The sequence below is a fragment of the Hymenobacter chitinivorans DSM 11115 genome, assembly GCF_002797555.1.
Taxonomy (GTDB): domain Bacteria; phylum Bacteroidota; class Bacteroidia; order Cytophagales; family Hymenobacteraceae; genus Hymenobacter; species Hymenobacter chitinivorans.
This window is the reverse complement of the sequence record NZ_PGFA01000002.1, coordinates 500,311-526,098: the sequence shown is the minus strand read 5'-3', so window position 1 is coordinate 526,098 and position 25,788 is coordinate 500,311. Positions and strand designations below refer to the sequence as shown.

The 25,788-nt window shown below is 58.4% G+C and carries 22 protein-coding genes; 13 read left to right on the top strand and 9 right to left on the bottom strand.

What is annotated here, in order from left to right; translation table 11 throughout:
• Positions 1 to 55: 55 nt before the first annotated feature.
• The gene (locus CLV45_RS15915; RefSeq protein ID WP_170061875.1) at positions 56 to 1,033 is read right to left on the bottom strand and encodes a KpsF/GutQ family sugar-phosphate isomerase; all 978 of its coding nucleotides are present in this window, start codon (positions 1,031 to 1,033) and stop codon (positions 56 to 58) included.
• A gap of 83 nt (positions 1,034 to 1,116) precedes the next feature.
• Between CLV45_RS15915 and recQ the strand changes: the two genes are divergently transcribed.
• Together recQ and CLV45_RS15905 are read left to right on the top strand one after the other, a co-directional pair.
• Positions 1,117 to 3,312, top strand: a complete 2,196-nt coding sequence (gene recQ, locus CLV45_RS15910; RefSeq protein ID WP_100337445.1) for a DNA helicase RecQ — start codon at positions 1,117 to 1,119, stop codon at positions 3,310 to 3,312.
• 469 nt (positions 3,313 to 3,781) lie between these two features.
• Positions 3,782 to 5,869, top strand: coding sequence for a M3 family metallopeptidase (locus CLV45_RS15905; RefSeq protein WP_100337444.1), 2,088 nt, complete (start codon positions 3,782 to 3,784; stop codon positions 5,867 to 5,869).
• A gap of 164 nt (positions 5,870 to 6,033) precedes the next feature.
• On the opposite strand, the gene CLV45_RS15900 is transcribed toward CLV45_RS15905, so the two are convergent.
• Positions 6,034 to 6,456 (bottom strand): BrxA/BrxB family bacilliredoxin, encoded by a 423-nt coding sequence (locus tag CLV45_RS15900; RefSeq protein WP_100337443.1) that lies wholly within the window; start codon positions 6,454 to 6,456, stop codon positions 6,034 to 6,036.
• Between the two features lie 166 nt (positions 6,457 to 6,622).
• Here CLV45_RS15900 and CLV45_RS15895 point away from each other — a divergent pair, with 166 nt between their 5' ends.
• The 6 genes from CLV45_RS15895 to CLV45_RS15870 all read left to right on the top strand — a co-directional run bounded on the left by CLV45_RS15895 (position 6,623) and on the right by CLV45_RS15870 (position 12,634).
• Complete coding sequence (locus tag CLV45_RS15895) at positions 6,623 to 6,922, top strand: hypothetical protein (protein WP_100337442.1); 300 nt, start codon at positions 6,623 to 6,625, stop codon at positions 6,920 to 6,922.
• Positions 6,923 to 7,046: 124 nt separating this feature from the next.
• Positions 7,047 to 8,111, top strand: coding sequence for a tetratricopeptide repeat protein (locus CLV45_RS15890; protein WP_100337441.1), 1,065 nt, complete (start codon positions 7,047 to 7,049; stop codon positions 8,109 to 8,111).
• A 54-nt stretch (positions 8,112 to 8,165) separates the two neighbouring features.
• Positions 8,166 to 10,202: an OmpA family protein gene (locus tag CLV45_RS15885; RefSeq protein WP_100337440.1), complete on the top strand. Its 2,037-nt coding sequence runs from the start codon at positions 8,166 to 8,168 to the stop codon at positions 10,200 to 10,202.
• A 17-nt stretch (positions 10,203 to 10,219) separates the two neighbouring features.
• Positions 10,220 to 11,020, top strand: a complete 801-nt coding sequence (locus tag CLV45_RS15880; protein ID WP_100337439.1) for a response regulator — start codon at positions 10,220 to 10,222, stop codon at positions 11,018 to 11,020.
• Positions 11,021 to 11,071: 51 nt separating this feature from the next.
• The gene (locus CLV45_RS15875; protein ID WP_100337438.1) at positions 11,072 to 11,806 is read left to right on the top strand and encodes a LytR/AlgR family response regulator transcription factor; all 735 of its coding nucleotides are present in this window, start codon (positions 11,072 to 11,074) and stop codon (positions 11,804 to 11,806) included.
• A 273-nt stretch (positions 11,807 to 12,079) separates the two neighbouring features.
• Positions 12,080 to 12,634: a hypothetical protein gene (locus CLV45_RS15870; RefSeq protein WP_100337437.1), complete on the top strand. Its 555-nt coding sequence runs from the start codon at positions 12,080 to 12,082 to the stop codon at positions 12,632 to 12,634.
• Here the strand turns inward: CLV45_RS15870 and CLV45_RS15865 are convergent.
• Positions 12,631 to 14,172, bottom strand: coding sequence for a hypothetical protein (locus CLV45_RS15865; RefSeq protein ID WP_100337436.1), 1,542 nt, complete (start codon positions 14,170 to 14,172; stop codon positions 12,631 to 12,633). The two genes, CLV45_RS15870 and CLV45_RS15865, sit on opposite strands and share 4 nt — an antisense overlap.
• Positions 14,173 to 14,543: 371 nt before the next feature.
• On the opposite strand from CLV45_RS15865, the gene CLV45_RS25010 reads away from it, so the two are divergent.
• The 4 genes from CLV45_RS25010 to CLV45_RS15850 all read left to right on the top strand — a co-directional run bounded on the left by CLV45_RS25010 (position 14,544) and on the right by CLV45_RS15850 (position 18,594).
• Positions 14,544 to 14,708: a hypothetical protein gene (locus CLV45_RS25010; RefSeq protein WP_157807573.1), complete on the top strand. Its 165-nt coding sequence runs from the start codon at positions 14,544 to 14,546 to the stop codon at positions 14,706 to 14,708.
• An 83-nt stretch (positions 14,709 to 14,791) separates the two neighbouring features.
• On the top strand, positions 14,792 to 16,531 hold the full coding sequence (locus CLV45_RS15860) for an ABC transporter substrate-binding protein (protein ID WP_100337435.1): 1,740 nt from the start codon (positions 14,792 to 14,794) through the stop codon (positions 16,529 to 16,531).
• Positions 16,532 to 16,642: 111 nt separating this feature from the next.
• Positions 16,643 to 17,602, top strand: coding sequence for an ABC transporter permease (locus CLV45_RS15855; protein ID WP_157807571.1), 960 nt, complete (start codon positions 16,643 to 16,645; stop codon positions 17,600 to 17,602).
• Between the two features lie 122 nt (positions 17,603 to 17,724).
• Positions 17,725 to 18,594: an ABC transporter permease gene (locus CLV45_RS15850; protein WP_157807569.1), complete on the top strand. Its 870-nt coding sequence runs from the start codon at positions 17,725 to 17,727 to the stop codon at positions 18,592 to 18,594.
• Positions 18,595 to 19,057: 463 nt separating this feature from the next.
• Here CLV45_RS15850 and CLV45_RS15845 read toward each other — a convergent pair whose 3' ends face one another.
• Both CLV45_RS15845 and CLV45_RS15840 read right to left on the bottom strand, forming a co-directional pair.
• Positions 19,058 to 19,966: an SDR family oxidoreductase gene (locus tag CLV45_RS15845; protein WP_100337432.1), complete on the bottom strand. Its 909-nt coding sequence runs from the start codon at positions 19,964 to 19,966 to the stop codon at positions 19,058 to 19,060.
• A gap of 12 nt (positions 19,967 to 19,978) precedes the next feature.
• The gene (locus CLV45_RS15840) at positions 19,979 to 20,626 is read right to left on the bottom strand and encodes a peptidylprolyl isomerase (protein ID WP_100337431.1); all 648 of its coding nucleotides are present in this window, start codon (positions 20,624 to 20,626) and stop codon (positions 19,979 to 19,981) included.
• Between the two features lie 183 nt (positions 20,627 to 20,809).
• Between CLV45_RS15840 and CLV45_RS15835 the strand changes: the two genes are divergently transcribed.
• Complete coding sequence (locus CLV45_RS15835; RefSeq protein ID WP_100337430.1) at positions 20,810 to 21,463, top strand: DUF2238 domain-containing protein; 654 nt, start codon at positions 20,810 to 20,812, stop codon at positions 21,461 to 21,463.
• Positions 21,464 to 21,519: 56 nt separating this feature from the next.
• On the opposite strand, the gene hemC is transcribed toward CLV45_RS15835, so the two are convergent.
• The 4 genes from hemC to CLV45_RS15815 form a co-directional block, all read right to left on the bottom strand.
• Complete coding sequence (gene hemC / locus CLV45_RS15830; RefSeq protein WP_245882888.1) at positions 21,520 to 22,461, bottom strand: hydroxymethylbilane synthase; 942 nt, start codon at positions 22,459 to 22,461, stop codon at positions 21,520 to 21,522.
• Positions 22,462 to 22,650: 189 nt separating this feature from the next.
• Positions 22,651 to 23,787 (bottom strand): DNA polymerase III subunit, encoded by a 1,137-nt coding sequence (locus CLV45_RS15825; protein ID WP_100337428.1) that lies wholly within the window; start codon positions 23,785 to 23,787, stop codon positions 22,651 to 22,653.
• A 4-nt stretch (positions 23,788 to 23,791) separates the two neighbouring features.
• Positions 23,792 to 24,331, bottom strand: a complete 540-nt coding sequence (locus CLV45_RS15820) for a hypothetical protein (RefSeq protein WP_100337427.1) — start codon at positions 24,329 to 24,331, stop codon at positions 23,792 to 23,794.
• Between the two features lie 14 nt (positions 24,332 to 24,345).
• Positions 24,346 to 25,581, bottom strand: coding sequence for a GlmU family protein (locus tag CLV45_RS15815; protein WP_100337426.1), 1,236 nt, complete (start codon positions 25,579 to 25,581; stop codon positions 24,346 to 24,348).
• Positions 25,582 to 25,788: the final 207 nt, after the last annotated feature.

Here is a 25,788-nt window from a genome sequence, read left to right as displayed (position 1 = left end):
TAGGTCTGGGAAAAACAAACATAGTATTTAATCACAAATAAATGTAACGATTTTACTACACCAAGCCTTCGCGCAGCAAATCGTGCAAGTGAATGAACCCACTAAATTGCCCATTTTCCGTGACAATCAGCTGAGTGATGTTGCGGTTCTGCATCCGGACCAGGGCCTCGGCCGCGAAGTCGTCCACGTCGATGCTCATGGGGTTGGGCGTCATAATGTCGCGGGCCCGCACAGCTTCCAGCGTGGTGAAGTTGGTGAGCATGCGGCGCAGGTCGCCGTCGGTGATAATGCCCAGCAGGTGGCCGTCGGCCAGGGCCAGCACGGCCGTGGCGCCCAGGCGCTTACCCGATATTTCGAGGATGATGTCCTTGAGCGGGGCATTTTCCAGAACCTGGGGCGTCTGGTTTTGCCGGCTCAGGTCGCCCACTTTCAGGTAGAGCTTCTTGCCCAGCGTACCACCCGGGTGCAGGCGGGCAAAGTCGGCGGAGGTGAACTCGCGCGACTCCAGCAAACACACGGCCAGCGCGTCGCCCAGGGCCAGGGCGGCGGTGGTGCTGGTGGTGGGCGCCAGGTTGTGGGGGCAGGCTTCGCGGGTGACGGGCGCGTGCAGCACGTAGTCGGCCTGCACGCCCAGGTAGGAGTCGGCATTGCTGACCAGGGCCGCCAGCGGCACGCCCTTGCGCTTGAGCAGCGGCACCAGCACTTTTATTTCGGGCGTGTCGCCGCTCTTGCTAATGGCAATGACAAAGTCCTCGGGCTGAATCATGCCCAGGTCGCCGTGAATGGCGTCGGCGGCGTGCATAAACAGCGCGGGCGTGCCCGTGGAGTTCAGGGTGGCCACCATCTTGCCCGCAATGTGGGCGCTCTTTCCGATGCCGGTAACTACCACCCGACCCCGTAAAGAGAGTATGGCGGCTACGCATTGTGCAAAATCCGGCGTCTGGGCTATGGCTTCGGCCACTCCCCGAACGGCGTCTGCTTCTTCGAGAAGCACTTTTTTTGCAATTGTGTTGGTGTCGTTCTGCTGTTTCAATCTAAATTTGTCTAGATTGAGTAACCAACACTAGTGGTGTCGGTGCTCAAGTCTGCAACTCAAAAGAGCAAGTGGAAATGTCGATGCCAGCGGTAAACCAAGCAGTCAAGCATGAGGCTGATCTGAAGGGCAAGTTAAAGGAAGTTTTTGGGTACGGTCAGTTTCGCGGCACCCAGGAAGCCATCATTCAGAACGTCATCGAGGGCAACAATACCTTCGTGATTATGCCCACCGGGGCCGGTAAGTCGCTGTGCTACCAGCTGCCCGCCCTGATTCTGCCCGGCACGGCCATCGTTATTTCCCCCCTGATTGCCCTGATGAAAAATCAGGTGGACCAGCTCAACGCCTTCGGCGTAAACGCGGCGTTTCTGAACTCGACCTTGTCGAAGTCGGAGATGAACCGGGTGAAAAAGGACGTCATCAGCGGCGAGGTGAAGCTGCTCTACGTGGCGCCCGAAAGCCTGACCAAGGACGAAACCATCGACTTCCTGCAGAAGGCCACCATCAGCTTCGTGGCTATTGACGAGGCTCACTGCATTTCGGAGTGGGGCCACGACTTCCGCCCCGAGTACCGCCGCATCCGGGGCATTATCGACAATATCGGGCAGGTGCCCATTATTGCCCTCACGGCCACGGCTACGCCCAAGGTGCAGCTCGACATCCAGAAGAACCTGCAGATGGACGAGGCCTCGGTGTTCAAGACTTCGTTTAACCGCACCAACCTCTACTACGAGGTGCGGCCCAAGCACAACACCAAGAAGCAGCTGATTCAGTACGTGAAGCAGCACAAGAACAAGGCCGGTATCGTGTACTGCCTGAGCCGGAAGAAGGTGGAGGAAATTGCCGAGCTGCTGCGCGTGAATGACGTGAAGGCCCTGCCCTACCACGCCGGCCTCGACCCGCACGTGCGCATGGCCAACCAGGACGCCTTCCTCAACGAGGAAGCCGACGTCATCGTGGCTACCATTGCCTTCGGCATGGGCATCGACAAGCCCGACGTGCGCTTCGTGATTCACTACGACACGCCCAAGAGCATTGAGGGCTACTACCAGGAAACCGGCCGCGGCGGCCGCGACGGACTGGAGGGCAACTGCCTGATGTTCTACAGCTACGACGACATCGTGAAGCTGGAGAAGTTCAACAAGGACAAGCCCGTGACCGAGCGCGACAACTCCAAGCTGCTGCTCCAGGAAATGGCCAACTACGCCGACTCGGCCGTGTGCCGGCGCAAGCAGCTGCTGCACTACTTCGGCGAGCATTTCGAGAAGGACTGCGGCTTCTGCGACAACTGCCGCCACCCCAAGGAGCGGTTTGAGGCCAAGGACGAGGTAGTTATGGCCCTCAAAGCCGTGGTGCAGACCGAGGAGCGCTTCGGCATCGAGCACATCGGGACCGTGCTCATGGGCATGAACAACGCCCACGTGGAAAGCTACGGCCACAACGCCCTGCCGATTTACGGCCAGGGCAAGGACCATGACGCGGCCTTCTGGCACTCGCTGCTGCGCCAGACCCTGCTCAACGGCTTCCTGGAGAAGGACATCGAGAACTTTGGCGTTGTGAAAATTTGTCCCAAAGGCTTAGATTTCATCGAGAATCCGCATTCCATCAAACTCACCAAGGACCACAACTACGAGGAAGAGGTGAAAGAAGAGCAAGAAAAAGAGGAAGTCCAGGAAGCCGCGGGCCACGACGCCGCGCTTTTTGAGATGCTGAAATCCTTGCGCAAGAAGATAGCCAAGGAGAAAAACCTGCCCCCCTACGTGCTGTTTCAGGACCCGAGCCTGAAGGAAATGGCCACTACCTTCCCCACCAAGATGGACGACCTCGCCCACGTGGGCGGCGTGGGCCAGGGCAAGGCCCAGAAGTTTGGGCAACCCTTCCTGGCCCTGATCCAGAAGTACGTCGAGGAAAACGACATCGTGACGGCCGCCGACGTGGTGGTGAAGTCGGCCGTCAACAAGTCGAAGATTAAGATTTACATCATCCAGCAGATCGACAAGAAGATGGATCTGGAGGAAATTGCTTCCTCCAAGGGCATCGACATGCGGGAGCTGATGGAGGAAATTGAGCACATCTGCTACTCCGGCACCAAGCTCAACCTGGATTACTACATCGACGGCGTGCTGGACCAGGACCGGCAGGAGGAAATCACCGACTACTTCCTGCAGGCCAGCACCGACAACATTGCCGTGGCCCTCAAGGAGCTCGGCCCCGATGAGTACACCGAGGAAGACCTGCGCCTGATGCGCATCAAGTTCCTGAGCGAGTACGCCAACTAAGGCGCGTTTACATGCCCGTCATGCTGAGCTTGCGAAGCATCTCTCCCGCAGGAGTACTTGATTTTAGCATTGCGGTAGAGATGCTTCGACTTCGCTCAGCATGACGCTCTGGATTTCGCGCTACTAGCTACCAAAAGCCGCTCCCGTCCGGGGCGGCTTTTTGCTTTAGCGAGAATTGGATTCTTTTCAGGCTAGGCGGGGGCCTGCATAAAACCCGCCGACGATTGGGCCAAGACATAGTAATGTCTGGAGCAAAACATAGTGATGTCCGGACTAAAACATCAGGAGGTTTTGCCCAAAACATAGGGACGTTTTGCGACGACCTTCGGGAAGGCCGTTTCCAGCCACTGAGGGCACTTTTGATGAAAGCTGGTTGTCATACCAAGCAGCCCGCAGGCCAAAACTGTGTAATTAGATTATTCCGTTGCCTGCTTATCTTCGGCACTGCATCCGCCTAACCCCAATTCGTATGTTCATTTTCTCCTCCCCGAGTGCCCGGCAGCTGGGCTTCGCGGTGCTGGCCAGCCTGGCCGCGCTGAGTAGCCCGGCGGCCGACAAGCCGGCCCCGCCCACCAACCCGCTGACGCCGGGCTTCAACCAGGTCATCGACTTCCGGCGCGCCACCAAGGCCGACGTGAAGCAGGCCACCGACATGGTCATCAGCGACACGAAGGCGTCGTTGCAGGCCATTTATAAGGTGCCGGCCACCAAGCGCACCTTCGCCAACACCATGCTGGCCCTCGATAATCTGGGCGACCATATCGGCAGCGTGGCCGGCCCGATCAGCATCTTGTTTAACGCCAGTCCCGACTCGGCCGTGCGCAACCAGGCCCAGCGCAGTATTGCCGTTATCAGCAAGTACGGCAACGAGCTGGAGCTCGATGAGCAGCTGTATAAGGCCGTGAAGGACTACTCCAAGACCAAGGAAGCCCAGAGCCTGACCGGAGCCCGCAAGAAGTACCTGACCGAAACGGTGGAGGACTACGAGCGCAACGGCTTTGCCCTCACGCCCGAGAAGCGCAAGGAATTGCAGGCCATCAACGACAAAATCGGGGATTTGAGCCTGGCCTTCGGGGCTAATATTGCCAAAGACCAGGGCTTTCTGCTGGTGAATGCGGCCGATATGAAGGGCCTGCCGGACGACTACATCAAGAGCCGCCCCAAAGCCGGCGACGCCTACCGCATCGGCCTCGACGGTCCGGCCTACGGCACGTTCATGAAGTACGCCGAGTCGGACGCCATGCGCAAGCAGCTCTACACCTTATATAACAACCGGGCGTCGGACAAGAACCTGGACGTGCTCAAGCAGCTGCTGGTAGAGCGCCAGAAAAAGGCCCAGCTCCTGGGCTACAAAACCTACGCCGCCTACCAAACCAGCTCGCGCATGGCCAAGACGCCCGAAACGGTGTGGGCCTTCGAAACCAAGCTCGTGGACCGCGTCAAGCAGAAAAGCCAGCAGGACTTGGAAGAGCTGCTCGTGGTGAAGCGGGCCTACACCAAGGACCCCGGCGCCAAGACCATTACGCCCTGGGAAAGCTCGTTCTACAACAACCTGTTGATGAAGGACAAGTACCAGCTCGACGCCGAGAAAATCAAGGAGTACTTTGAGGTGAGCAAAGTGGTGGATGGCCTGTTCCAAACCACCCAGAGCCTGTTTGCCCTGAAGTTCACGGAGGTAAAGGACCCGGCGGTGTGGCACAAGGATGCCCGCATGTTTGAGGTGCAGCGCGACGGGAAACTCATCGGCCGCTTCTATATTGACCTTTTCCCGCGGGACAACAAGTACACCCACGCCGCCTGCTTCGGCGTGACCAGCGGCAAGGCCACGGCCAAGGGCTACCAGCTGCCCCAGGCCGTGCTGCTCTGCAATTTCAACCCGCCGGCGGCCGGCAAGCCCGCCCTGATGAGCCACGGCCAGGTGGTGACCTTCTTCCACGAGTTCGGCCACGTGATGCACAACCTGCTGACCACGGCCGAGCTCAGCAGCCAGTCGGGCACCAGCGTGAAGCGCGACTTCGTGGAGGCGCCCTCCCAGATTCTGGAGAACTGGGCCTGGAACTACGACGCCCTGAAGACCTTCGCCAAGCACTACCAGACCGGCGAGGTGCTGCCCAAAGCCCTCTACGACAAGATGTGGGCCGCCCGCAACGTGGGCTCGGGCATCGGCGCTTCCCAGCAGATTCTGTACGGCACGCTCGACATGACCCTGCACGACAAGTTTGACCCCAACGGTACTGAAACTACCACCGACGTGGTGAAGCGCCTGCAAAATCAGATTACGCCCTTCGCCTACCTCGACGGCACCAACATGCAGGCCGCCTTCGGTCACCTGACGGGCTACGGCGCCGGCTACTACGGTTACATGTGGTCCAAGGTCTACGCCGAGGACATGTTCTCCGTCTTCGAGAAGAACGGCATCATGGACCAGAAGACCGGCCTGCGCTACCGGGACATGATCTTGGCCCGCGGCGGTACCGACGAGGAGTACAACCTGGTGAAGGCCTTCCTGGGTCGGGAGCCCAACCAGGACGCCTTCTTCAAGTCGCTGGGACTTTGATTTAGTTGTTCGTCGTTAGTTGTTCGTTGTCAGTTGTCAGGTTGTGCTGGCAGCTACTAACAAAAAGGCCCGAAGCTGATGCTTCGGGCCTTTTTGTTAGTAGCTGTACCTATCAGTGCGCTAAGGAAACGAACAACTGACAACGAACAACGAACAACTGAAACCTAGCAGTACTCCTCGAAGGCACCCTGCAGGTTGTCGACGATGCGCATCAGGTCGTTGCCTTCGATGTGGTGCCGCTCGATGACGTGCACCAGCTCGCCGTCCTTGAAGAGGGCAATGCTGGGCGAGGAGGGCGGGTAGGGCAGCATGTGCTCCCGGGCCTTGGCTACGGCTTCGGTTTCCATGCCGGCGAATACCGTCACGAGCTTGGCGGGCTTCTTCTCGGAGCTCGACACGGCCATTTTCAGGGCCGGGCGGGCTTTGGCGGCGGCGCAGCCGCACACCGAGTTGACGGCCAGCAGCACCGTGCCGCTTTGGGTGTTCAGAACCGAATCAACTTCTTCGGGGGTCATCAGTTGCTCGAAGCCGGCCGACGTGAGGTCTTGGCGGATGGGAGCTACCATGTATTCAGGATACGTTGCCATTGGTAAAGAATGGGCTGAAAGTGAGAATGAAAAAGCAACAGGAAGGCCCGGAGGCTCAGCAAAAATACGCAAACTCCGGGCGCCGCGCTTGCATAAACCGGCGGCGGCCCGAATGGTTAGCTTCCCAACAACGCCAGGTGTATTTCCTGTTCAATATATTCGCCCCATGACCTACGAATTCTTCGTTGCCAGCCTGGCGGGTGCCCAGCCCCCGGCCGGCGTTTCGGCCGTGCTGCGCGGGCTCTGGCACGCCGGCCGCCAGGAGTGGAATCTGGCCCACAACCTGGCACAGGCCAACGATACCGACCCACTGCACAACTGGCTGCACGCCTACCTGCACCGGCAGGAAGGCGACCCGGGCAACGCCGCTTACTGGTACCGCCGCGCCGCCCGCCCGGCCTACGCCGCGCCGCTGGCCCAGGAGTGGGAGGACATGGTGCGGGCCCAGCCGGGTATTGCGTCGTAACCGATACTGCCGAGTTAAGTTGCGTAACGCCAAAGTGCTATTCCCAAGAAAAGAACAGCATTGCTTGCCGCGTTAGGCCAAATAAAAGTACATTTAACGAGTCAGCTTACCCCATACTCCGGTTATGCAGAAAATCTTACTACTTGCCCTTGGTTTAAGCCTGTCGGCAGTGGCGGCTCAGGCCCAGGTAGATACCGTGCGGGCTTCCACCCTCCCCCCGGCCCAGCAGGCCGAAAAGCTCTACAACAGCGGCGTGGCCAAGTACAGCAGCAAGAGCTACCGGGCCGCCATCCAGGACTTTGACCGGGCCCTCACGCTGCGGCCCGACTTTGCCAAGGCCTACTACAACCGCGCCACCACCCGCTACGAGCTCAAGGAATACCAGCAGGCCGTGCAGGACTACGACCAGGCCATCAAGCTCGAAGCTACCGGCTTCAGCAACTACTTTGGCCGGGCCCAGGCCCAGGAGGCGCTGGGCAAACCCACCGAAGCCGAGCAGGACTACGGCAAAGCCGCCGAAATCAAGCCCGACTACGCGCCGTCGTGGTACTACCGCGGGGCCCTGCGCTTCGAAAAAGGCGACTTCAAGGCCGCCAAGGAAGACTTCGACCAGGCTATTAAGGTTGACCCCAACTACGCCTACGCCTACCACGACCGGGCCAGCACCCAGCGCAAGCTCAATAACTTCGAAGCCGCTATTCAGGACTACACCAAGGCCCTGAGCCTGCAGCCCGAGTTTCTGCCGGCCCTGCTGAACCGGGCCGCCACCAAGCGCCGCGCCAATGACCTGAAAGGCGCTCTGGCCGACTACAACGCCTATTTGAGCAAGAAGCAGGACAACGCCACGGCCTTTACCAACCGCGGCAGCACCCGCTACGACGCCGGCGACTACAAAGGCGCCGTGGAAGACTTCAGCAAGGCCATTGAGCTGGATGCCACTTACGCCTTTGCCTGGAACAACCGGGCCGCGGCCCACCTCAAGCTGGAAGACTACAAGAGTGCCGCCGCCGATGCCGCCAAGGCCATTGCCCTGAATGCCCAGTACGCCGAAGCCTACCTGAACCGGGGCCACGCCCGCGAGATGCTGCGCGACGCCGCCGGAGCCTGCCAGGACTGGAAAAAAGCCGCCGAGCTGGGCCTTGAAACCGGCTCGAGCTACGCCGCCAACTCCGGCTGCGGCGCCGAATAACCCCCCCTTTTCTCTTCCTATTTCCGCTAATAGTTCAGCGTCAAATTCGCCCTTATGTCCAGAATTCTGCTGATTGCGCTGGTGCTGCTGGCGCAGGTAGCCACCGCCCAGAACGTTGAGTTTGATAAAGACAACTTCAAATCCAACAAGGACGGCCTCAAAGAAGCCCAGAAGGAAATCAAAACCGGCGACGAGTGGTACGACATGGACCCGCCCCGCTACGAGCTGGCCCTGCCCCACTACCTCGAAGCCCAGAAGTTCAACCCCAACAACGCCCGCCTCAACCTGCGCATCGGCGACTGTTACCTGCACTCGGGCTACAAGCCCCGGGCTCTGGCCTACGTGCAGAAAGCCTACCAGCTCAACCCCGACATTGACCCCGGCATTCACTACCTGCTGGGCCGCAGCCTGCACCTGAACGCCAAGTGGGCGGAGGCTATTGCCGAGTATAAAGCCGCCCAGCCCGCCGCAACGGGCAAAAACACGGCGACGGTCATGGCGGCTATCAGCAAGAAAATTCAGGAGTGTGAGAATGGCCGCAAGCTGGAGCAGAAGCCTTCCCGGGTCTTTATCGACAACGCCGGCCCGTCCGTTAACTCCCCCTACGCCGACTACGGCCCGGTGATTTCGGCCGATGAGTCGGTAATCCTCTTCACTTCCCGCCGCGACAATTCCACGGGCAAGGAACGGGACCCCGAAACCGGCGGCTTCTTCGAAGACATTTACCAGAGCACCCGCACGGCCTCGGGCTGGTCGCCGGCCCGCAACCTGGGCAAGCCCGTCAACAATGAGGGCCACGACGCTACGGTGGGCCTCTCGCCCGACGGGCAGCGCATGCTGGTGTACCTGGAAGACAACGGCGGCGACCTGAACGAATCGGAGCTGCGCGGAGCGGCCTGGCGCAAGCCCGAGAAGATGGGCTCCCGCATCAACAGCCGCGCCCACGAGTCGTCGGCGGCCTACACCCCCGATGGCCGCAGCCTGTATTTCGTGAGTGACAAACCCGGCGGCCTGGGCAGCCGGGATATTTATAAGGTGGAAATTGAGGGCCGCGGCCCGGCCGTCAACCTAGGCCCCACCATTAACACGCCCTACGGCGAGGAAGGCGTATTCCTGCACCCCGACGGCAAAACGATGTACTTCAGCTCGGAGGGTCACAACTCGATGGGCGGCTACGACATCTTTAAGTCGGTGTTCGAGAACGGCAAGTGGAGCCAGCCCGAAAACCTGGGCTGGCCCATCAACACCCCCGACGACGACGTGTTCTTCGTGATTTCCGCCTCGGGCCGCCACGGCTACTACTCGTCCTTCCGCGACGACGGCCTGGGTAGCAAAGACATCTACCAGATTACGTTTCTGGGGGCCGAAAAGCCGCCGGTATTGTCGCAGGAAGACCAGCTGCTGGCCTCCCGCGCCCAGCCCGTGAAAGAAGCCTCGTTGGCCCCGCCGGTTCCCATTGCCACGGCCCAGGTAACCATTCTCAAGGGCGTCGTGACGGATGAAGCTACCAAGCAGCCCCTGGAAGCCACCATCGACGTGGTCGACAACTCCCGCAACGAGCTCATTGCCTCGTTCCGGGCCAATGCCCAGTCGGGCCGCTACCTGGTGTCGCTGCCTTCGGGCGTCAACTACGGCATCGTAGTGCGGCAGCAAGGCTACCTGTTCCACTCCGAAAACTTTGATTTGCCGGCCGGGGCCGCCTACTCGGAAGTGGTGAAGGATATTGCCCTCAAGAAGCTGGACGTGGGCGTGAAAGTAGTGCTCAACAATATCTTCTTCGACTTCGACAAGGCCACGCTGCGCAAGGAAAGCACCGCCGAGCTGGAGCGCCTGCAGAAGCTTATGGTCGAAACCCCGGCCCTGCGCCTGGAAATTTCGGGCCACACCGACAACGTGGGCAAGGCCGAATACAACAAGGACCTCTCCCAGCGCCGCGCCAAAGCCGTGGTAGATTACCTTGTGGGCAAAGGTGTAGACAAAGGCCGCCTGACCTTTGCCGGCTACGGCGACTCCCAGCCCGTGGCAACCAACGCCACTAAGGCTGGCCGCCAGCTCAACCGCCGCACCGAGTTTAAAGTAACCGGCAAGTAGCCCGCTATTTTTCCTGTATGTCTGCTTCCTCCAGTCTGTTACTACCCTTCGACCCCGGCCTGCGCGTGCTCGTTGCCGACGATAATGAGCTCAACCAGCTCGTGGTGTGCCGGGCGCTGGAGGAATGGAACATAGTGGCTACTACCGCCGAGAATGGGCGGCAGGCCGTGGAGCTGGCCAGCACCCAGCCCTTCGACGCGGTGCTGATGGATATTCAAATGCCCGAAATGGACGGCTACGAAGCCACCCGGCGGCTGCGGCGGCATCAGCACCTGAAGCAACTGCCCATTATTGGCCTCACCGCCTCCTTTTCGCCCACCGATCAGGCTCGGGCTCTGGCGGCGGGCATGAACGAAACCCTGCCCAAGCCCTTCGAGCCTACCCTGCTGCACGCCAGCCTAGTGCGCCATACCGCCCGGATCCGTCCCAGCGTTACGGTCCGCCCGCCCGCCGCAGCTCCCGACCCTACCGATATTGGCACCATTCGGCCCGAGTGGCACTTGCTGGATGAACTGGCCGCCGGCAACGAAGCGTTTATTGCCCAAATTATTACCACCTTTCTGCAGCAAACTCCCTCTCTCTACCAGCAACTGGCTACTGCCGACCGTCAGGATCTGGCCCGGATGGCACATAAGCTGAAAGGGCAAATCGTGTATTTTGGCGTGCCGGCTATTCAGCAATGCCTCGAAAAGCTCGAACGGCCCCTTTCTCCCGCCGATGCCGAGGCTGCCCCACACCTGGTAGCCATGGTAGGTCATCAGCTGGCCGCGCTATACCCTCACCTGGAGCTTCGGCTGCAGAATCAGCTCCGCCGGTAAGCCGGCAAAACTGCGCTTCTCTTTCTCCCGTCTTCTTATACCTTTGGCGTTATGCCAGCACCCTCCTCTCCCCTGCGTTGCCTCGTTGTAGATGACGATCCGCTATCCGTTCAAATCGTTATTAATTGCATCAACAATACTCCTTTCCTAACCGCCATTGGTAGCTACGACAGCGCTATGGCGGCGGCCGAAGTACTGCGGACCCAACCCGTCGATTTGCTGTTTCTGGATGTCGAAATGCCGCTGATGTCGGGCATTGATCTGCTCAATACCCTGCAGAACCCGCCCCTGGTTATTCTCATTACCAGTAGCAAGCACTACGCCGTCGAAGCCTTCGAGCACGATGTAGTGGATTACCTGGTGAAGCCCATCAGCTACGCTCGGTTTCTGAAAGCAGCCCAGAAAGCTCTTGAACTTTCCGATACGAGCCTAACGCCCCCCGCAGCCGCCAGCGCGATACCAACCAGCACCGACCCCGACTTTACCTTTGTCAAGGTCGATACCAAGCTGGTCAAAGTTCTGTTCAACGATGTCAGCTACGTCGAAGCCCTGGGCGACTATGTCCACATCGTTATGCCCCACAGCAAGCTTATTGTGTACAGCACTATGAAGGCGGTGGAAGAAAAATTCCCGACTTCTATTTTCGTGCGGGCTCACCGTTCCTTTATTGTCAACCTAAAGCGGGTGCAAGCAATTGAAGACAATACAATTACCATCGAAAACAAGCAGATTCCCATAGGACAGACCTACCTGCGCGAAGTCCTGCAACGGCTGAACAAATTCTAAGCCGACCAGGCAGCACTCATCCTCCCTGCTTGAAATACAACCAGTTACAGCAGCCCGGCCCACCCATTGCACTTTCACGAGTAGCGGGGTTGGTCGGGCTGCTGCACGTTATTAACTTACTCCAGCTGCCGATTACTGGCTTTCTAAAATGCTCAAGCACGAGTTATAATATTGATTCTTGACATATTGCAATATATTTTTAATCATGATGTATTATATCAATATTATTTTGTTTCTTTGTGACATCACCTATCCGCTACACTGTCTCTTCTCATGAAGAAAATCTGCTTTTCCGCGCTGTTTGCTACTCTGTTTACTATCAGTGCCGCCCAAGCCCAGCAGGCTCCCGATCTGCGCGCTCAAGCTATGAACAATACCCGGACACTAGCCCAGCACATTGCCCTGGATGATGCCCGCACGCAGCAAGTCAAGCGCTTTACCTACGAGCGTCTGGTGCAGGAAAACGAAATCAAGCAGATGTACAGCATTGATCCGGCAATGCTGCAAAGCAAGATGGCAGTTGTGGAAAAGGAGTACGCCGAGAAATTAAAGGGCGTGCTGTCGGAGGCGCAGTACCAGCGCTACGAGAACTACGTTGCTGCCCTGACGGCTCCGCTAGCTCCTGCTACCGCTGCGGCTCCCGTTGTTACTACTCCTTTGGTTGCATCTGCCCCGGCAGCACCCAAGCCCGCGCCAGCCCCTGCCGCGCCTAAAGCCCAACCCACCAAAGTGGTGAAGCAGCTTCCCAAAGCCAAACCAGCCCCTAGCCTACCCGCCAAGAAAGCGGCGCCCGCCACCCACGCCGGCACGGTGGCTAGCCGCCCCTAGGCCACCCGGGCCCGGCGGGCCTGTTCGGCCGCCTTATCTTCTGCTAAGTTGGCCCGCAAAATATCCAGCGTGATGCCCCACAACGCCTCGTAAGGAATAATTTCGATTTCGGCGTAGGCCTCCCCCGGCTGCGGCGCCTCATGCAGCCGATGCAGCAACGGTTGCCCCTTCTTTTCGCAAGCTTCCGGATCGAAATTCTCCTTTACAGTCAGCACCAGCAGCCGGAAAAACAATTGACTCCGCAGCGTGGCCGACTCTCGTAAGTGGCGCTGTTCGTATTTGCGCAGGCTTTCCAAGCGGGCCAGTAGGTTTTCCACATCCTGACGACGCAGGAAGTTTAGATACTGTAAAATCAGAATGGCCACGTTGTAGCCCTGCTTGTCCCGACTGTAGTCAGGCACTGTTTGCACAAACTGGTTAAAGTGCCGCAGTGTCAGTGGGGAATTCTCTGGTTGTAAAAAGTAGATATAAGCCTTATACAGGTCCCACCGCTGCCGGGCCGCGGCCCGCTGTTTACGGAAGTAAGGATTTTTATGGGCCATTTCCAGCAGTTGCTGCGCCTGGCTGTACTGCCCCGCGTGCAAGGCCAGCAACACGTAGTTCTCCATAAAGAAGAACCAGTTGCCCGACGAGGGATGAAAGTCTTTCAGATAGCCCTCAGAAAGTCTTAAACCAATGGATGCCTGCTTGTTATGCAAGTACGCATAGGCCGTCATGTAATTATTGAAGCGACTGTCAAAGCGGCGGCGGTTGATTTTGCCTTTCGCCCAGAGCTTTTCCGTAGCCGTGGTAATCTTGATAATTTCCTCATAATTACCCGTAAACTCGAGCAGGGTTAGTTGAATCAGGTAGAGGTAGTTGAATGTGGTATAGCTGCGGGCTTTTTCGTGCAGCTGCTGCAGTTGAGCTAGGTAGCCGGGTAAGTCGTTGAGCAAGGCTCGCCGGGCCCGCACCGTATGCGCCTGAGCCATCTTGCTACTCCAATAAATCTGGCCCGCCTCATCCTCTAGCGCCATAAGCTCCTGCAATTTCTGGAGCTGCTTACTGGCTGCCCGATAACGAGCCGGCTGTCGCAGATCAACGTAGAGCTTGCCCAGCAGGCGAGTGGCCAATACAGCATACTCCGTAAACTCTCCTTCCAAAGCTTGCCGCAGGCATTTGCGCAGCAGTTGCTCGGCCAGCAAGTACTCTCCCTCCCCGTACAGAATTGTCACTTGATGATATAACCCTATACATTGCAACTCGTATCTTCTGGATACCAAATGGCGCGGGTCCGACTGCTCCAAGAAGTAGAGGTGGTTCAGCAACTTCTGCTGTACCCGCGACTTCAATTTCCGGAATGAGGTGTTGCTAGTAGCTGAAACCCTTCCGTATAGGGCCTTGGTCAGTTGCAACTGGGTGCTGTCGGGTGCTTCTTCGAGTAGCCGAATAAGTTTTAAATCTTTGTGTGCCGACTTCTTAGCGGAAAAGTCGAACAGGGGAGATTCTTTCACTCGGCGGTCTGTCACAATCCGCGCAAGATTGCTTAGTTTTTCCATGGGCAAATTGTGGCTTTGGAGGCGATTGAGGACTTTGCAAGATGAAGAAAAGCCGATAAAGCCTGTCACAAATATTTCAAATATTTCCTTTATTAGTTGGCAAATCGTTCTGCACCTTTGTGCTTGGGTAATTTTACCCTTACTAAAATCAAAAAGTCACATTTTCCCAAAACTAGAAGTGCATATTCGTTTTGACAGCTGGTTAATTACTTAGCTGTATGCTGTCTAACCTTATCTACTTTCATAAAAAGCTAATATTTATTCATAAAATCCAAGTCACTTTTACAGAATATCTTTCCTTTCCGTCAGCCTAGTTGTGCAGCAAATTTGTGTCATTCAAACTCTCGAACGACTCAACCTCCTAAAGCGCCATGTTAGAACTTATCGCCATTGCCCTGCTTCAACTCTCCAGCTTGACAGCTTCTACTGAGCCCAAGGCGTCTTCGAATGCCAATAACTCTAATGTCATCATCGTTGCGCCCACACCTTCCGAATCGGAACAAGGTGGCGGTGGCTGGGGCGGCGGAATGATTTAAAGCTTCATCGCCTGCTTGGCGCTCTGCTTCCTGTCGAATGTTAGTTAACTTGCCCGGACCCTGTTCCGAGCAATAACCTCTTCATGAAGCATCTTTTGTTTGGTTTTCTGGTCGTGGTGAGCGGCGCTTTCAGCGCCTGCTCTACCCACCGGGAGGACTCTTCCGCCGCGATACGAATTCGCTGGGAAAGAGACCCGGAAAACCTAGATCCCCTTGTTCTTCCCAATGAGAATTCGCTGGAAGCGGCTAACATGCTGTATTCCAGCTTACTATTTGTCGACCCTAGTCGACAGCAATTTACCCCTTGCCTTGCGGAGGCACTACCGACAGTTGAGCATACCGACTCTCTGACCCTACTCACCTACCGTATCCGGCCCGAGGCCGTATGGGATAATGGGCAGCCTATCTTAGCCAAGGATGTGGCATTCACGCTCAAAGTGATGAATTGCCCGGGTCTACCCATTGAATCGAATCAGGCACAGTGGGGTTTCATCCGGGATATCCGTTTTGATCCGGTTGATCCACGACGGTTTACCCTGGTCTGCGCGGGCCATTCACCCGAGTATCAGCACTCCTCCGGCGACTACGTTATCCTACCCGAATACCCCCTGGACCCTCAGGGCCAGTTGCGCCCCATTTCTCTGGCCTCGCTACGCGCGGATACTGCCGCTGACTCGCACAATCCGGCGGTGCGGGCTTTCGTAGAGCGCTACAAACAAGCTCAGTTGGCTCACCATCCAGAGCATCTGCCCGGCAGTGGGCCCTACACGCTGGCAAAATGGGAGCCGGGACGCTTTCTGACGTTTAAGCGCAAGTCCCACTGGTGGGCCGACACGCTCCGCTCCGACCTGCTGCCCCTGCAGGCCCATCCTCAGCAACTCGACTATCAGATTATTCCCGATGAAGCAACGGCCCTACTGGCGCTGCGACGCGGGGATATTGATGTTTTTCCGATGATGCCCGCTAAGGAATTTCAGCGGCTGAAGCAAGACCCGGATAACAAAGCGGCACTGCAGTTTTTCACTGCTGATTCCTACAAAATGATAACGGCTTGCTTTAATACCAGGCAGCCCGCACTGCAGGACAAGTTTACGCGGCAAGCACTAGCTCACTTATTTGATATTCCGGCTTTGATTAAGGCCACTCAACTGGGAATGGCCTATCCCAGTGTCGGGCTGATTAATCCTAACTCAGGCCCGGTTTATAACGATAGTTTGCCTCTGCCCACGTACTCCCCTCAAACGGCTATGCGGCTCCTACGCAAAGCGGGCTGGCAGCGGCAGCCCGCCGGAGAATGGACACGCCGGAGCCCGGATGGTACAACTCAGCGGCTGGCTCTTACGCTGAGTTACCGCACCGGCGACCCTGCTTTTGAAACTATAGCGCTGCAATTACGGGCCGCCGCAGGCAAACTCGGAATTGCCTTGCAGCCCCAACCGTTAGAAGCATCCTTGTTCTGGGAAAAGCTCCGGGCTGGCTCGGTAGATCTGTACCTCTTCACTATTACCGGCAATCCGTTTGTATACAACTTTGCTCCCATCCTGCACTCCAATAGCATAGGATCAGGTAATTACACCGGCTTTGGCAATGCCGCCAGTGACCAGTTGATTGAAGCCATTGCCAGTGAGGAAAATGAGAACCGACAAACGGTGCTGCTACGGCGGTTTCAACGGATGCTGCACGAAGAAAAGCCCCTGATGGTTCTGTTCTTTCTCCGTTCCCGGCTAGCGGCCTCGCAGCGGCTTACCAATCTGCAAGTGACGGGGCTACGCCCGGGCTACACTGCTACTGCTATTCAACTTGCACCGAGCCGAACAAAGTAAATAATGGGGCGCTTTTTGTTTTCCCGACTGCTGCGTACCCTGCCCGCGGCTTGGGGAATTCTCTCTATTATTTTCCTACTAAGCCGGCTTTTAGCCAGTAACCAGCTACGGTTGGCCGAACTGCAGACCAGCAGCATAACCGGCCACGTAGCCACCGCAGCCCAGTTGCGCGCGGCCGAGTTTCGCCTGCAGCAGCGTTTGGGCCTTGACTTACCACTTTTTTATCTGACTCCTACCTTGGCCCCGCAACGGGGCTGGGGGCTGCGGTGGCAGTGGAATGGGTGGCACAACCAGTATCATGTGTGGCTGCGCGGCCTAGCCCAGGGTGATTTGGGGCAGTCCTTTCGGGACGACCAGCCCGTAGCAAATTTGCTAAGCCAGGCCCTGGTTTCGACGCTCACCTTGACGACGGGCGCCTTTGTATTGACTCTCGCAGCGGCGTATGGGGTAGCACTAGGGCTGAGCCGTTACCGGCGGTGGCGCACATTGGTGCTGGCTGGCCTGCACCTGCTGCAGGGGCTACCTGTTTTCGTAGTGGCGGTGCTTTTGTTGCTGTTTTTGGCTAATCCCGACGTACTGATGCTGTTCCCAGCGTATGGCCTAGCCCGCCCCGACTTCCCCCCGCAGCCCTGGGCGTACCAGCTGCTGGCAACCGGGTACCACCTGATTTTGCCCTGGCTGAGCCTAGTGTTAGTCAGTTTTCCAGCCTTAGCGGTACAGCTCGATACAGCCCTTCAACACGAGTTGTGGCAGCAATATATTGTAACGGCCCGGGCCAAGGGGTTGGCAAGCCGGTACGTTGTCAACCGGCACGCGCTACGTAATGCCCTATTGCCTACCATTGCCCAAGTAGCGGATCTGCTACCGGCGCTGGTAGCTGGGGCCGTGGTGGTGGAGCTGATCTTCGCGCTGCCCGGCATGGGCCGCACAATGGCTGAAGCAGCGGCAGCCCGGGATTTTCCCGTGCTACTGGGAGCGGTATTGCTGGTAGCCCTGGTGCGGTTATTGGGCCAAATCCTGGCGGATTGGCTGTATTACCTGGCAGATCCTCGCATTAGACTGGAAGCGTGAGGCAACGGGCACTACGGAACTCCTGGGCGGGATGGCTGGCAGCGGGGTGGCTGGCCATAGTGCTGACGGCCGCTGCCAGTACTCTGGTGCTGCCCGCAGCTTGGGCTCCCGATATTCCAGACTTGCAGGCACTTGCTCAACCTCCTGGGCAGAAGGCGCACTGGCTGGGCACGGATCCTCAGGGCCGGGATGTGCTAGCCGGCCTGCTCTACGGCGCCAGCACGGTTTGCCTCGTCAGTGTACCAGCCGCCATAGCCGCCACTCTGCTGGGCAGCTTCCTAGGTAGTCTGGCAGGCTACTATGGAAACCGTCGACTCACTATTCCGGCGGGGCCGGTGCTCGTGCTGGCTGCCGCGGGTCTTTTCCTGTTTTTTTTCCGGATCACGCTTACGGGTCTGTTGCTTGCACTTTTTGGTGGCGTTGGCGCTTGGTTAGTAGCCCGGCGGGGGCTGGCGGCGGGGGCGCGTGCTGCCCAGTGGCCGGTTCCGGTGGATAAGGGTGTTCTGCTCCTCATTGCGCTATTGACCTCAATACCCCGGCTCGTGTTGGTGCTGGCTATTGCCGCCGTGCAGCAGCCGTCGATATTCGCGATGCTGTGCATACTCTCACTCACCTACTGGCCGGTTTCGGCCCAGCTCGTGCGGGCCGAGATGCTGCGAATTCGGCAGCTCCCTTACATCGAGGCCGCTCAGGCGCTGGGAGTGCCGTCCTGGCAAATTCTGGTTCGACACGCCTTTCCCGCCTTACGTAATACAATTGGGGGCCTGTTGCCACTCAGCGTAGCCGCGCTCATCGGCCTTGAGACGACACTTTCTTTCTTGGGTGTTGGCTTGCCACCCCAAATTGCCAGTTGGGGCCGGCTCCTGGCCACATCCCGGCAAGACTTTACGGCTTGGTGGCTCATCCTTTTTCCGGCTTCTGCTATTCTGCTCACCGTTCTGGCTTTGCGGCAACTGTTATTTTCTTTCTCAAAGCAGACCACGCGCCAGTAATTGATCCGTCACAATTACCAGGATTATTTCCACCCGCTCCCACCTCTATACTGGCAGTCAAAACGCCTGAAATGCTGCACCATACCCTATTTTTGGTTACTAAGGCTGTTCCTCTGACCTTGACCAGTATCAATCTGTTCTATCTTGGTTCCAAAAAAGACCATCTTAACTATGTCACAATTAGAAATAAATCATCCTTTACACCGGGGCTTTCTTGCCCTAATATTGTCATAAGAAACAGCCAGCCAAGTGAGCCAGCCAGTTTCCTCAGACTGCTCGCAGGCCTGCAAAACGAAAATGTTCCGCCAGTAAAATGGTGAAAAAATAAAGAATACGGGCTACCCGCTGCTCTGCTCGCAGCGGCAAAACCCAAAGGTTGTTGCAATAGGTGTGTAAAAAAACCGCTGGCTTTGCCAACGGTTTTTTTGCGTTTACAGCGGTTTGGCTGTGCAGATTCAGCTCCTCATTGGGCTGTTTGCCTGGCTAGTAGGGCAATGCCTTCCTGGAATGTATGCGGTGCGTACCCTAGCTCGCGCTGCGCCTTGGTAATGATAAAGCCCGTGCGTAGAGGACGCTTGGCCGGCTGGGAAAACGTGCTTGCGTCGACTTTGACAATCAGGCTTTTGTCAAGCTGAAAGTAGTCGGCAACCTGCAGGGCCATTTGGTAGGGCGTGAGTAGCTCGCTGCTGCTGATGTGGTACACGCCGGTGGCCTCGTGCTTGACAACTAGCCAGCAGCCCTGGGCTAAATCCTCGGCCAGCGTGGGGGTGCGGAACTGGTCATTCACCACATTGATCTGCTTGCCCGCCCGCAGCGAGTCGCGGACCCAGAGCACGATGTTGGTACGGCCGTATTCGTGGGCAATGCCATACACGAGCACCGTGCGCACAATGGCCCAGCGGCCGGAGCTGGCCCGCACGGCCTTCTCGGCCGCCAGCTTACTTTCCCCGTAAAAATTGACCGGCCCAGGCGTGGCTTCCTCCGCGAGCGGGCCGGCTGCACCGCTGAAGACAAAGTCGGTGCTGACGTGCGTGAGGTGGATGCCGAGCTGCTCGCAGGCTTCGACGAGGTGCTCCACGGCCGTGACATTTTGCAACCAGCACGGCTCGCGGTTCAGCTCACACTCGTCGACGTTGGTCATGGCGGCGGTGTGAATCAGGTGGGTGGGGTGTTCGGCCCGGAGCACTTGCTGCACCTGGGCGCGGTCGGTTACGTCCAGAGGCACGAAGCGTAGGTCGGGATACAGGTCCGCCAGCTTGTTAGCGCCGCGGGAAGAGGCAATAAGCTCTACGCCTGGCTGCTGACGAAGGAGCGCCACCAGTTTCTGGCCCAGCAAGCCATTCGAACCGGTCACCAGAATACGTTTGGTCATAACGGGGCGGCGCTATTCGTACTTGTAGCCGTAGAGCTCGGTGATTTTTTTCTTTTTCAGCTTTTCTACTTTCACCGTCATTTTGATGTCGGTAGTGGGCCGGTCGCGCATGTCCTTGGGTTGAGCGGCAATTTTGTCAACTACATCCAGGCCGCTGATAACCTGCCCGAAGACGGTGTAGCCGCCGTTGAGGTGGGGCGTGCCGTTGTGGTTCTGCACGATGTAAAACTGGGAGCTGCTGCTGGCTTTGGTGGGGTTTACCATGTCGCCCTGCCGGGCGGCGGCTACGGCTCCAAACTTGTGCGAAAACTCGGGGCGAATTTCGGCCGGAATGGTTTTATCGTTCTGCGGGCCCATGCCATCGTTGCTGGGGTCGGCGTCCTTGGAGTTGCCGTCGCCGCCCTGAATCATGAAGTTTTGGATGATGCGGTGAAACGTGGTGCCGTTATAAAACCCGCTCTGGGCCAGCTTCAGAAAGTTTTCCTTGTGCAGGGGCGTCTCGTCAAACAGAATCAGCCGGATGTCGCCCTGGGGCGTACTGATGGTTACGACCTGGTCCTTCTTGCTTTTTTTGGGGGCTTTGGCAGCGTGCAGGGCCGGGGCCGTGAGCAGACAAAGCAGGAGCCAGCACAGCGCCGTAGCGCGGGAAATGAGCTTCATAGCGGAGAGGTAAGTGAAAGGATGTAAGGCAAAACTACGGGGTTTCGGGTGGCGGCGCTACAAATTCCGTGCGCGGCCGGCCGAACGGCCCAGCCAATCAGAACCGGCTTTTTACGTGTAACGCCGCCGAAACTGCAAAATATCCGTATTGTGCGCCAAGCTCGTCTTTACTTTCCGCCTCGTATGCCTGCTCCCCGCTCGGCCACGCCCCCACCCCACTGGTTTCCTAAGCTGCTGTTGCTGGCTTACCTTATCCTCTTTGCCGTGTTGGCCATCAACCCGGCCGAGCGGGGCACCTGGGTAGCCGAAAATACGCCTATTGTGGCCATTGCCGCGGCGCTGGTGGTGCTGTATGTGCGCGGCGTGCGGTTCTCCAACCTGGCGTATCTGCTCATGAGCGTGCTGCTGTTTATGCACACCATCGGCGGCTACTACACTTTTGAGAAAGTACCGTTCGCCTGGTTTAACAACCTCTTTGGCTTCAAGCGCAACATGTACGACCGGGTGGCCCACGTCAGCGTCGGGTTCTACGCCTTTGCCATCCTGGAGCTCATCGACCGGTACCAGGTTATCCGCAACCGGGCCGTGGCCTACCTGTTTCCACTCTGCGTCATCGGTACGGTGGCCATGAGCTATGAGCTGATTGAGTGGGTGTACGCCGAAACGGCCGGGGGTGACGCCGGAGCCGCGTTTCTGGGCAGCCAGGGCGACATCTGGGACGCCCAAAAGGACATGCTGGCCGACACCAGCGGGGCTGTTTTCGCCCTGCTGCTCTACTGGCTGCGCGACAAGCTGGACCGCCGGCCCCAGCCGCCAGAACCGGTGCTACACGCATAAAAAAGGAAAAAGGCCGGAAGTCATTTCCGGCCTTTTTGTTTTACGTCATATCCTCTTTAGCTCACGGCCCGCTGGCTGCGGATATCGTCCAGAATCTGGCGGCCACCGCGGCGCAGGACCCGCTCGGCCAGCTCCGTGCCCAGAGCTTCGACCTGGCTCAGGTCGGCAGTGGTCAGAATTTCCTCCAGGTATTGCTGCCCGTCGAGGCTAATGAGGCCACCGTGGAGCTGCAAAGTGCCGGTTTCGGTGAGCGTAGCTAAGGCGAAGGAAGGAATGCTGCAGCCACCTTCCATGGTGCGCAGAAAGGCCCGCTCGGCCAGCAGGCAGGTGTGGGTAGCTTTGTGGTCGAGGGCGCGCTGCAGCTCGGCTTTGAGGGCCGGCTCCAGGCTGCGGGCACACTCCACGGCCACGCTGCCCTGCCCGGTGGCGGGCACAAACTGCGTTTCGGGCAGCACGTGGCGAATCAGCGAGTCGTACTCCATGCGGTGCACGCCGGCGTAGGCCAGCACCAGGGCGTGGTATTGGCCTTCTTCGAGCTTGCGCAGGCGGGTTTGCAGGTTGCCACGGGCTTCGGCGGTGGTGGCGTGCGGGTAGTGGCGGCGCAGCATGGCCTTACGGCGCGTGCTGCTCGTGCCCAGCACCAGGTCGGGCCGGCTCAGGTCGAGGTTGGGGTCGTAGCTGACGATGACGTCGTTGACTTTTTCGCGCTCCATAAAGGCCAGCAGCTCCAGATCCTCGGGAATGGTGCTTTGCACGTCTTTGGCGCTGTGCACGGCAATGTCGATGGCGCCCGAGCGCAGGCTTTCTTCCAGCTCCTCGGTGAACACGCCCTTGGCCCCGATTTTATCCAGGGAGCGGTCCAGCACGACGTCGCCTTTGGTGGTGATGATGACAATTTCGGTGGTCAGCTGGGCCAGCTCCAGACAGGCCGCTACGTGGTGGGCCTGCCACAACGCCAGCCGGCTGCCGCGGGTACCGATACGAATGGGACGATTCAAAACCATAGGAAGAAAAGTGGTAATCAGAGGCGACACCGAACGGAGCCAAAAAGTTTTCTTTTGCTTTCCGAAAGCCGGGCGCTTACTTGGCGCTGCAAAGGTAACCGACCGGCTTGCCACATTTGCCTATAGGCTTTTTAGCGGCTACTATAGCAGATTACCAAACTGTATTTTCCGCGTTTCTAGCGTTTAGGCAGGCATTTTCAGCAGCTCGGCGATGCGCAGCGACATATCCACGAAGACCATCCGCGGGTTGGCGTTGCGCTCAATGTGGTAGTGGGCCTCGTTGAATTCCTGGGCCAGGGCGTCGGCGTTGGCGCGGTGCACGAAGCGGCTAAAGCCCGTGACGAACTGCTGCTCACTGGCCGGCAGGTGGGGCACAAACTGCGCATCAACGCCGTAGAGCAGCACCTTGCGCAGGACGCCCAGGCCGAACTGCAGAAACTCCTTCTGGTTTTCGCGGCCCATTTTCTGAAACTCGTCGGTCTTGGTCAGAATCAGGTCCACCTTGTAGCCGTAGCACTGCCGCATCCACTCCACGAAGAAGGCGAAATAGTCGTTGTCGGTGCTGGCCTCGCGGGCGGCCAGGGCGGCGCCGAGGTTGCCTTCCACGAGCTGGGCAATCTGCCGGGCCTTGGCCTCGGGCACCTGGTGCTGCTGGTGCAGAAAGCTGGCGACATCGGCCTCGGAGTAGGGCCGCACCACCACCGGCTGCACCCGGCTGATGATGGTGGGCAGCAGCTGCTCGGGCGAGAAGCTCACCAGCAGAAAAATGGTGGCCGGTGGCGGCTCTTCCAGCAGCTTGAGCACGGCGTTGGCCGCGGCCGGGTGCATGAGCTCGGGCAGCCAGATAACGACGATTTTAAACTGCCCCTCGAAGGCTTTGAGCGAAACCAGCTTGAGCAGCTGCAGACTTTCCTCCTTGGAAATGCTGCCCTGCTTGTTGTCGGCCCCGATGTGCTGCATCCAGTCGTTGAGGCCCTGGTAGGGGTTTTCGAGCACGAAGCTGCGCCAGTCGGCGGCAAACTTGCTGCTAACGGCGTCCTTGGCCACGGCCTTGGTGGTGGTAACCGGCAGGATGAAATTCAGATCGGGGTGAATCAGCTTGTCGTTTTTCTGACAGGCCGGGCACTGCCCGCAGGAATCCTGGGCGGCGGGGCCACGCTGCTCACAGTTCAGAAACGTGGCGTAGGCCAAAGCCAGGGCCAGGGCGGCCGAGCCTTCGGCTCCGCGAAACAGCTGGGCGTGGGCCACGTGCTGCCGGTGCACGGTTTGCACCAGCACGCGCTTCACGTCCGCTTGGCCAGGAATTTCAGAAAAGCGCATGAGGTTAATTGTCGCTCGTTAGTAGTGGATTCTGGCGGCTTTTGTGCTGCCACAGCAGTTTCAAGGATTGCGAGTAATCATCGTTGAAAAAAATCAGCCGGATTTCGCCGAAGACAAAGGGCAACTCGTCTTCCTCCCGGGCCATAACCGAGGCATTCGGGTCCAAGGTATCCAACCAGAAATGCACCAGGTCGGCCTCGTTCAGCCAGCCAAAATACGCGCTGGTTTCCTCTTCCATAAAGTGCACCAGCCCATACTGCTCCTCCGTCCAGCGCAACAGGGAAGACGTATCGGAAAACCTGAAGTCGGGCGGCAGAACCTGCTGCACGCCTTTAAGGCGCAGGATCTGCTCAGTCTGCTGCTGCCCTTTTTGCGGCTTACGGCTCACAATGTGCTGCTTGGCCAGGAGCACGAAGCCATCCACCACGTAGTCAACCGGAATGTAGCGCAGCAACAGCCAGTCCTCATTCTCGGCCAGCCACAACCCGGTTATATCTACTTCCCAGCCCCGCAGCTGCACATATTCTACCCGGTACGGCCGCATAGCAGTCTGTTTATTTACTCGGCCGCCGGGGCCGGAGCGTCTTTGCTGACGGCCTTTTCCCAAATCCGGTCCTTGGCCGTCTGGTCGAAAACGTGCTGCATGAGGGCCTGCTCGGTGGCGTCGTACTCGAGGTGGCGGCGGGCCATAACCCGCTCGGCTACTTCGGCTACTTTGGGCATCTTGAAGGTTTCGAAGCCCGCGGACCCGCCCCAGCTGAACGACGGAATAAACGTGCGCGGGAAACCGGCCCCGAAGATATTGGCCCCCACGCCCACCACCGTGCCAGTGTTGAACATCGTGTTGATGCCGCACTTGCTATGGTCGCCCATCATCAGGCCGCAGAACTGCTGCCCGGTATTCACGAAACGGCCCGCGCTGTGGCTCCAGATTTTCACCGGGGCGTAGTTATTCTTCAGGTTCGACGTGTTGGTATCGGCGCCCAGGTTGCACCACTCCCCGATAACCGAGTTGCCCAGGTACCCATCGTGGCCCTTGTTGGAATAGCCCAGCAAAATGGAGTTGCCGACTTCCCCGCCGACTTTGCTAAAGGGGCCCACGGTGTTGTCGCCGCGCATTTTAGCCCCGACGTTGATGTGGGAACCTTCGCACAACGCCAGCGGACCTTTGATAATGGCTCCTTCGTGAACCTGGGAGTTTTTGCCCAGGTAAATCGGGCCGTCTTCGGCATTCAGAATAGCCGCCCGAATCTTGACGCCTTCCTCGATAAAGATGTTTTCGGGCGCGTACACAATGGTGTGCGCGTCGCCGATGGGCTGGGACTGGCGGCCGTGGGTGAGCAGGGCAAAGTCGCGGCGGATTTCGGCGCCGTTGTGCAGAAACAGATGCCATACCTCCCGCAGGGCCAGCACCGGCTCGGCCACCTCCCGGGTGTTGGCAAAGCCGTCCTGAATCAGCTCGGCCACGTTGGCAGCATCCGTGAGGTGAGCGGCCACCAGCAGGTCGCCATCCATCAGGGCTTCGCCGGGCTGCAGGGCCTGCACCTGCTTGGCCAGCAGCTCATCGGGGCACACGGCGCCGTTTATTACCAGGGCCGGGCCGCCGACGGGGCCGGCGGGGTACTTGGCCTGCAGGTACTGCTCGGTGAGGTAGTGCACGGGCTGAGCAAGGCGGTGCTCCCACTTTTCGGCCACCGTCAGGATGCCGCAGCGCAGGGCCGCTACCGGGCGGGTGAAGGTAAACGGCAGCAGTTTGGGCCGGATGGCAGGGTCGTCGAAGAGCAGAACAGTCATGCGAAGCAAAAGGTAAGAAGCGGAAAAACCGGGCGGAGAATTTGTGCCGCAAGTTAGGGCCTTGGGCGAAGAACCGCTTGCGGCGGCAGCAATTTTGCGCGGCGCAAAGCCCGGTTTAGCAAGCCAGCCGGCAACAAAAAACTCCTTCCGGCCGGGCCGGAAGGAGTTTTGTATACTCTAGTAAGCTGCAGGCATCCGCTTGCGGCC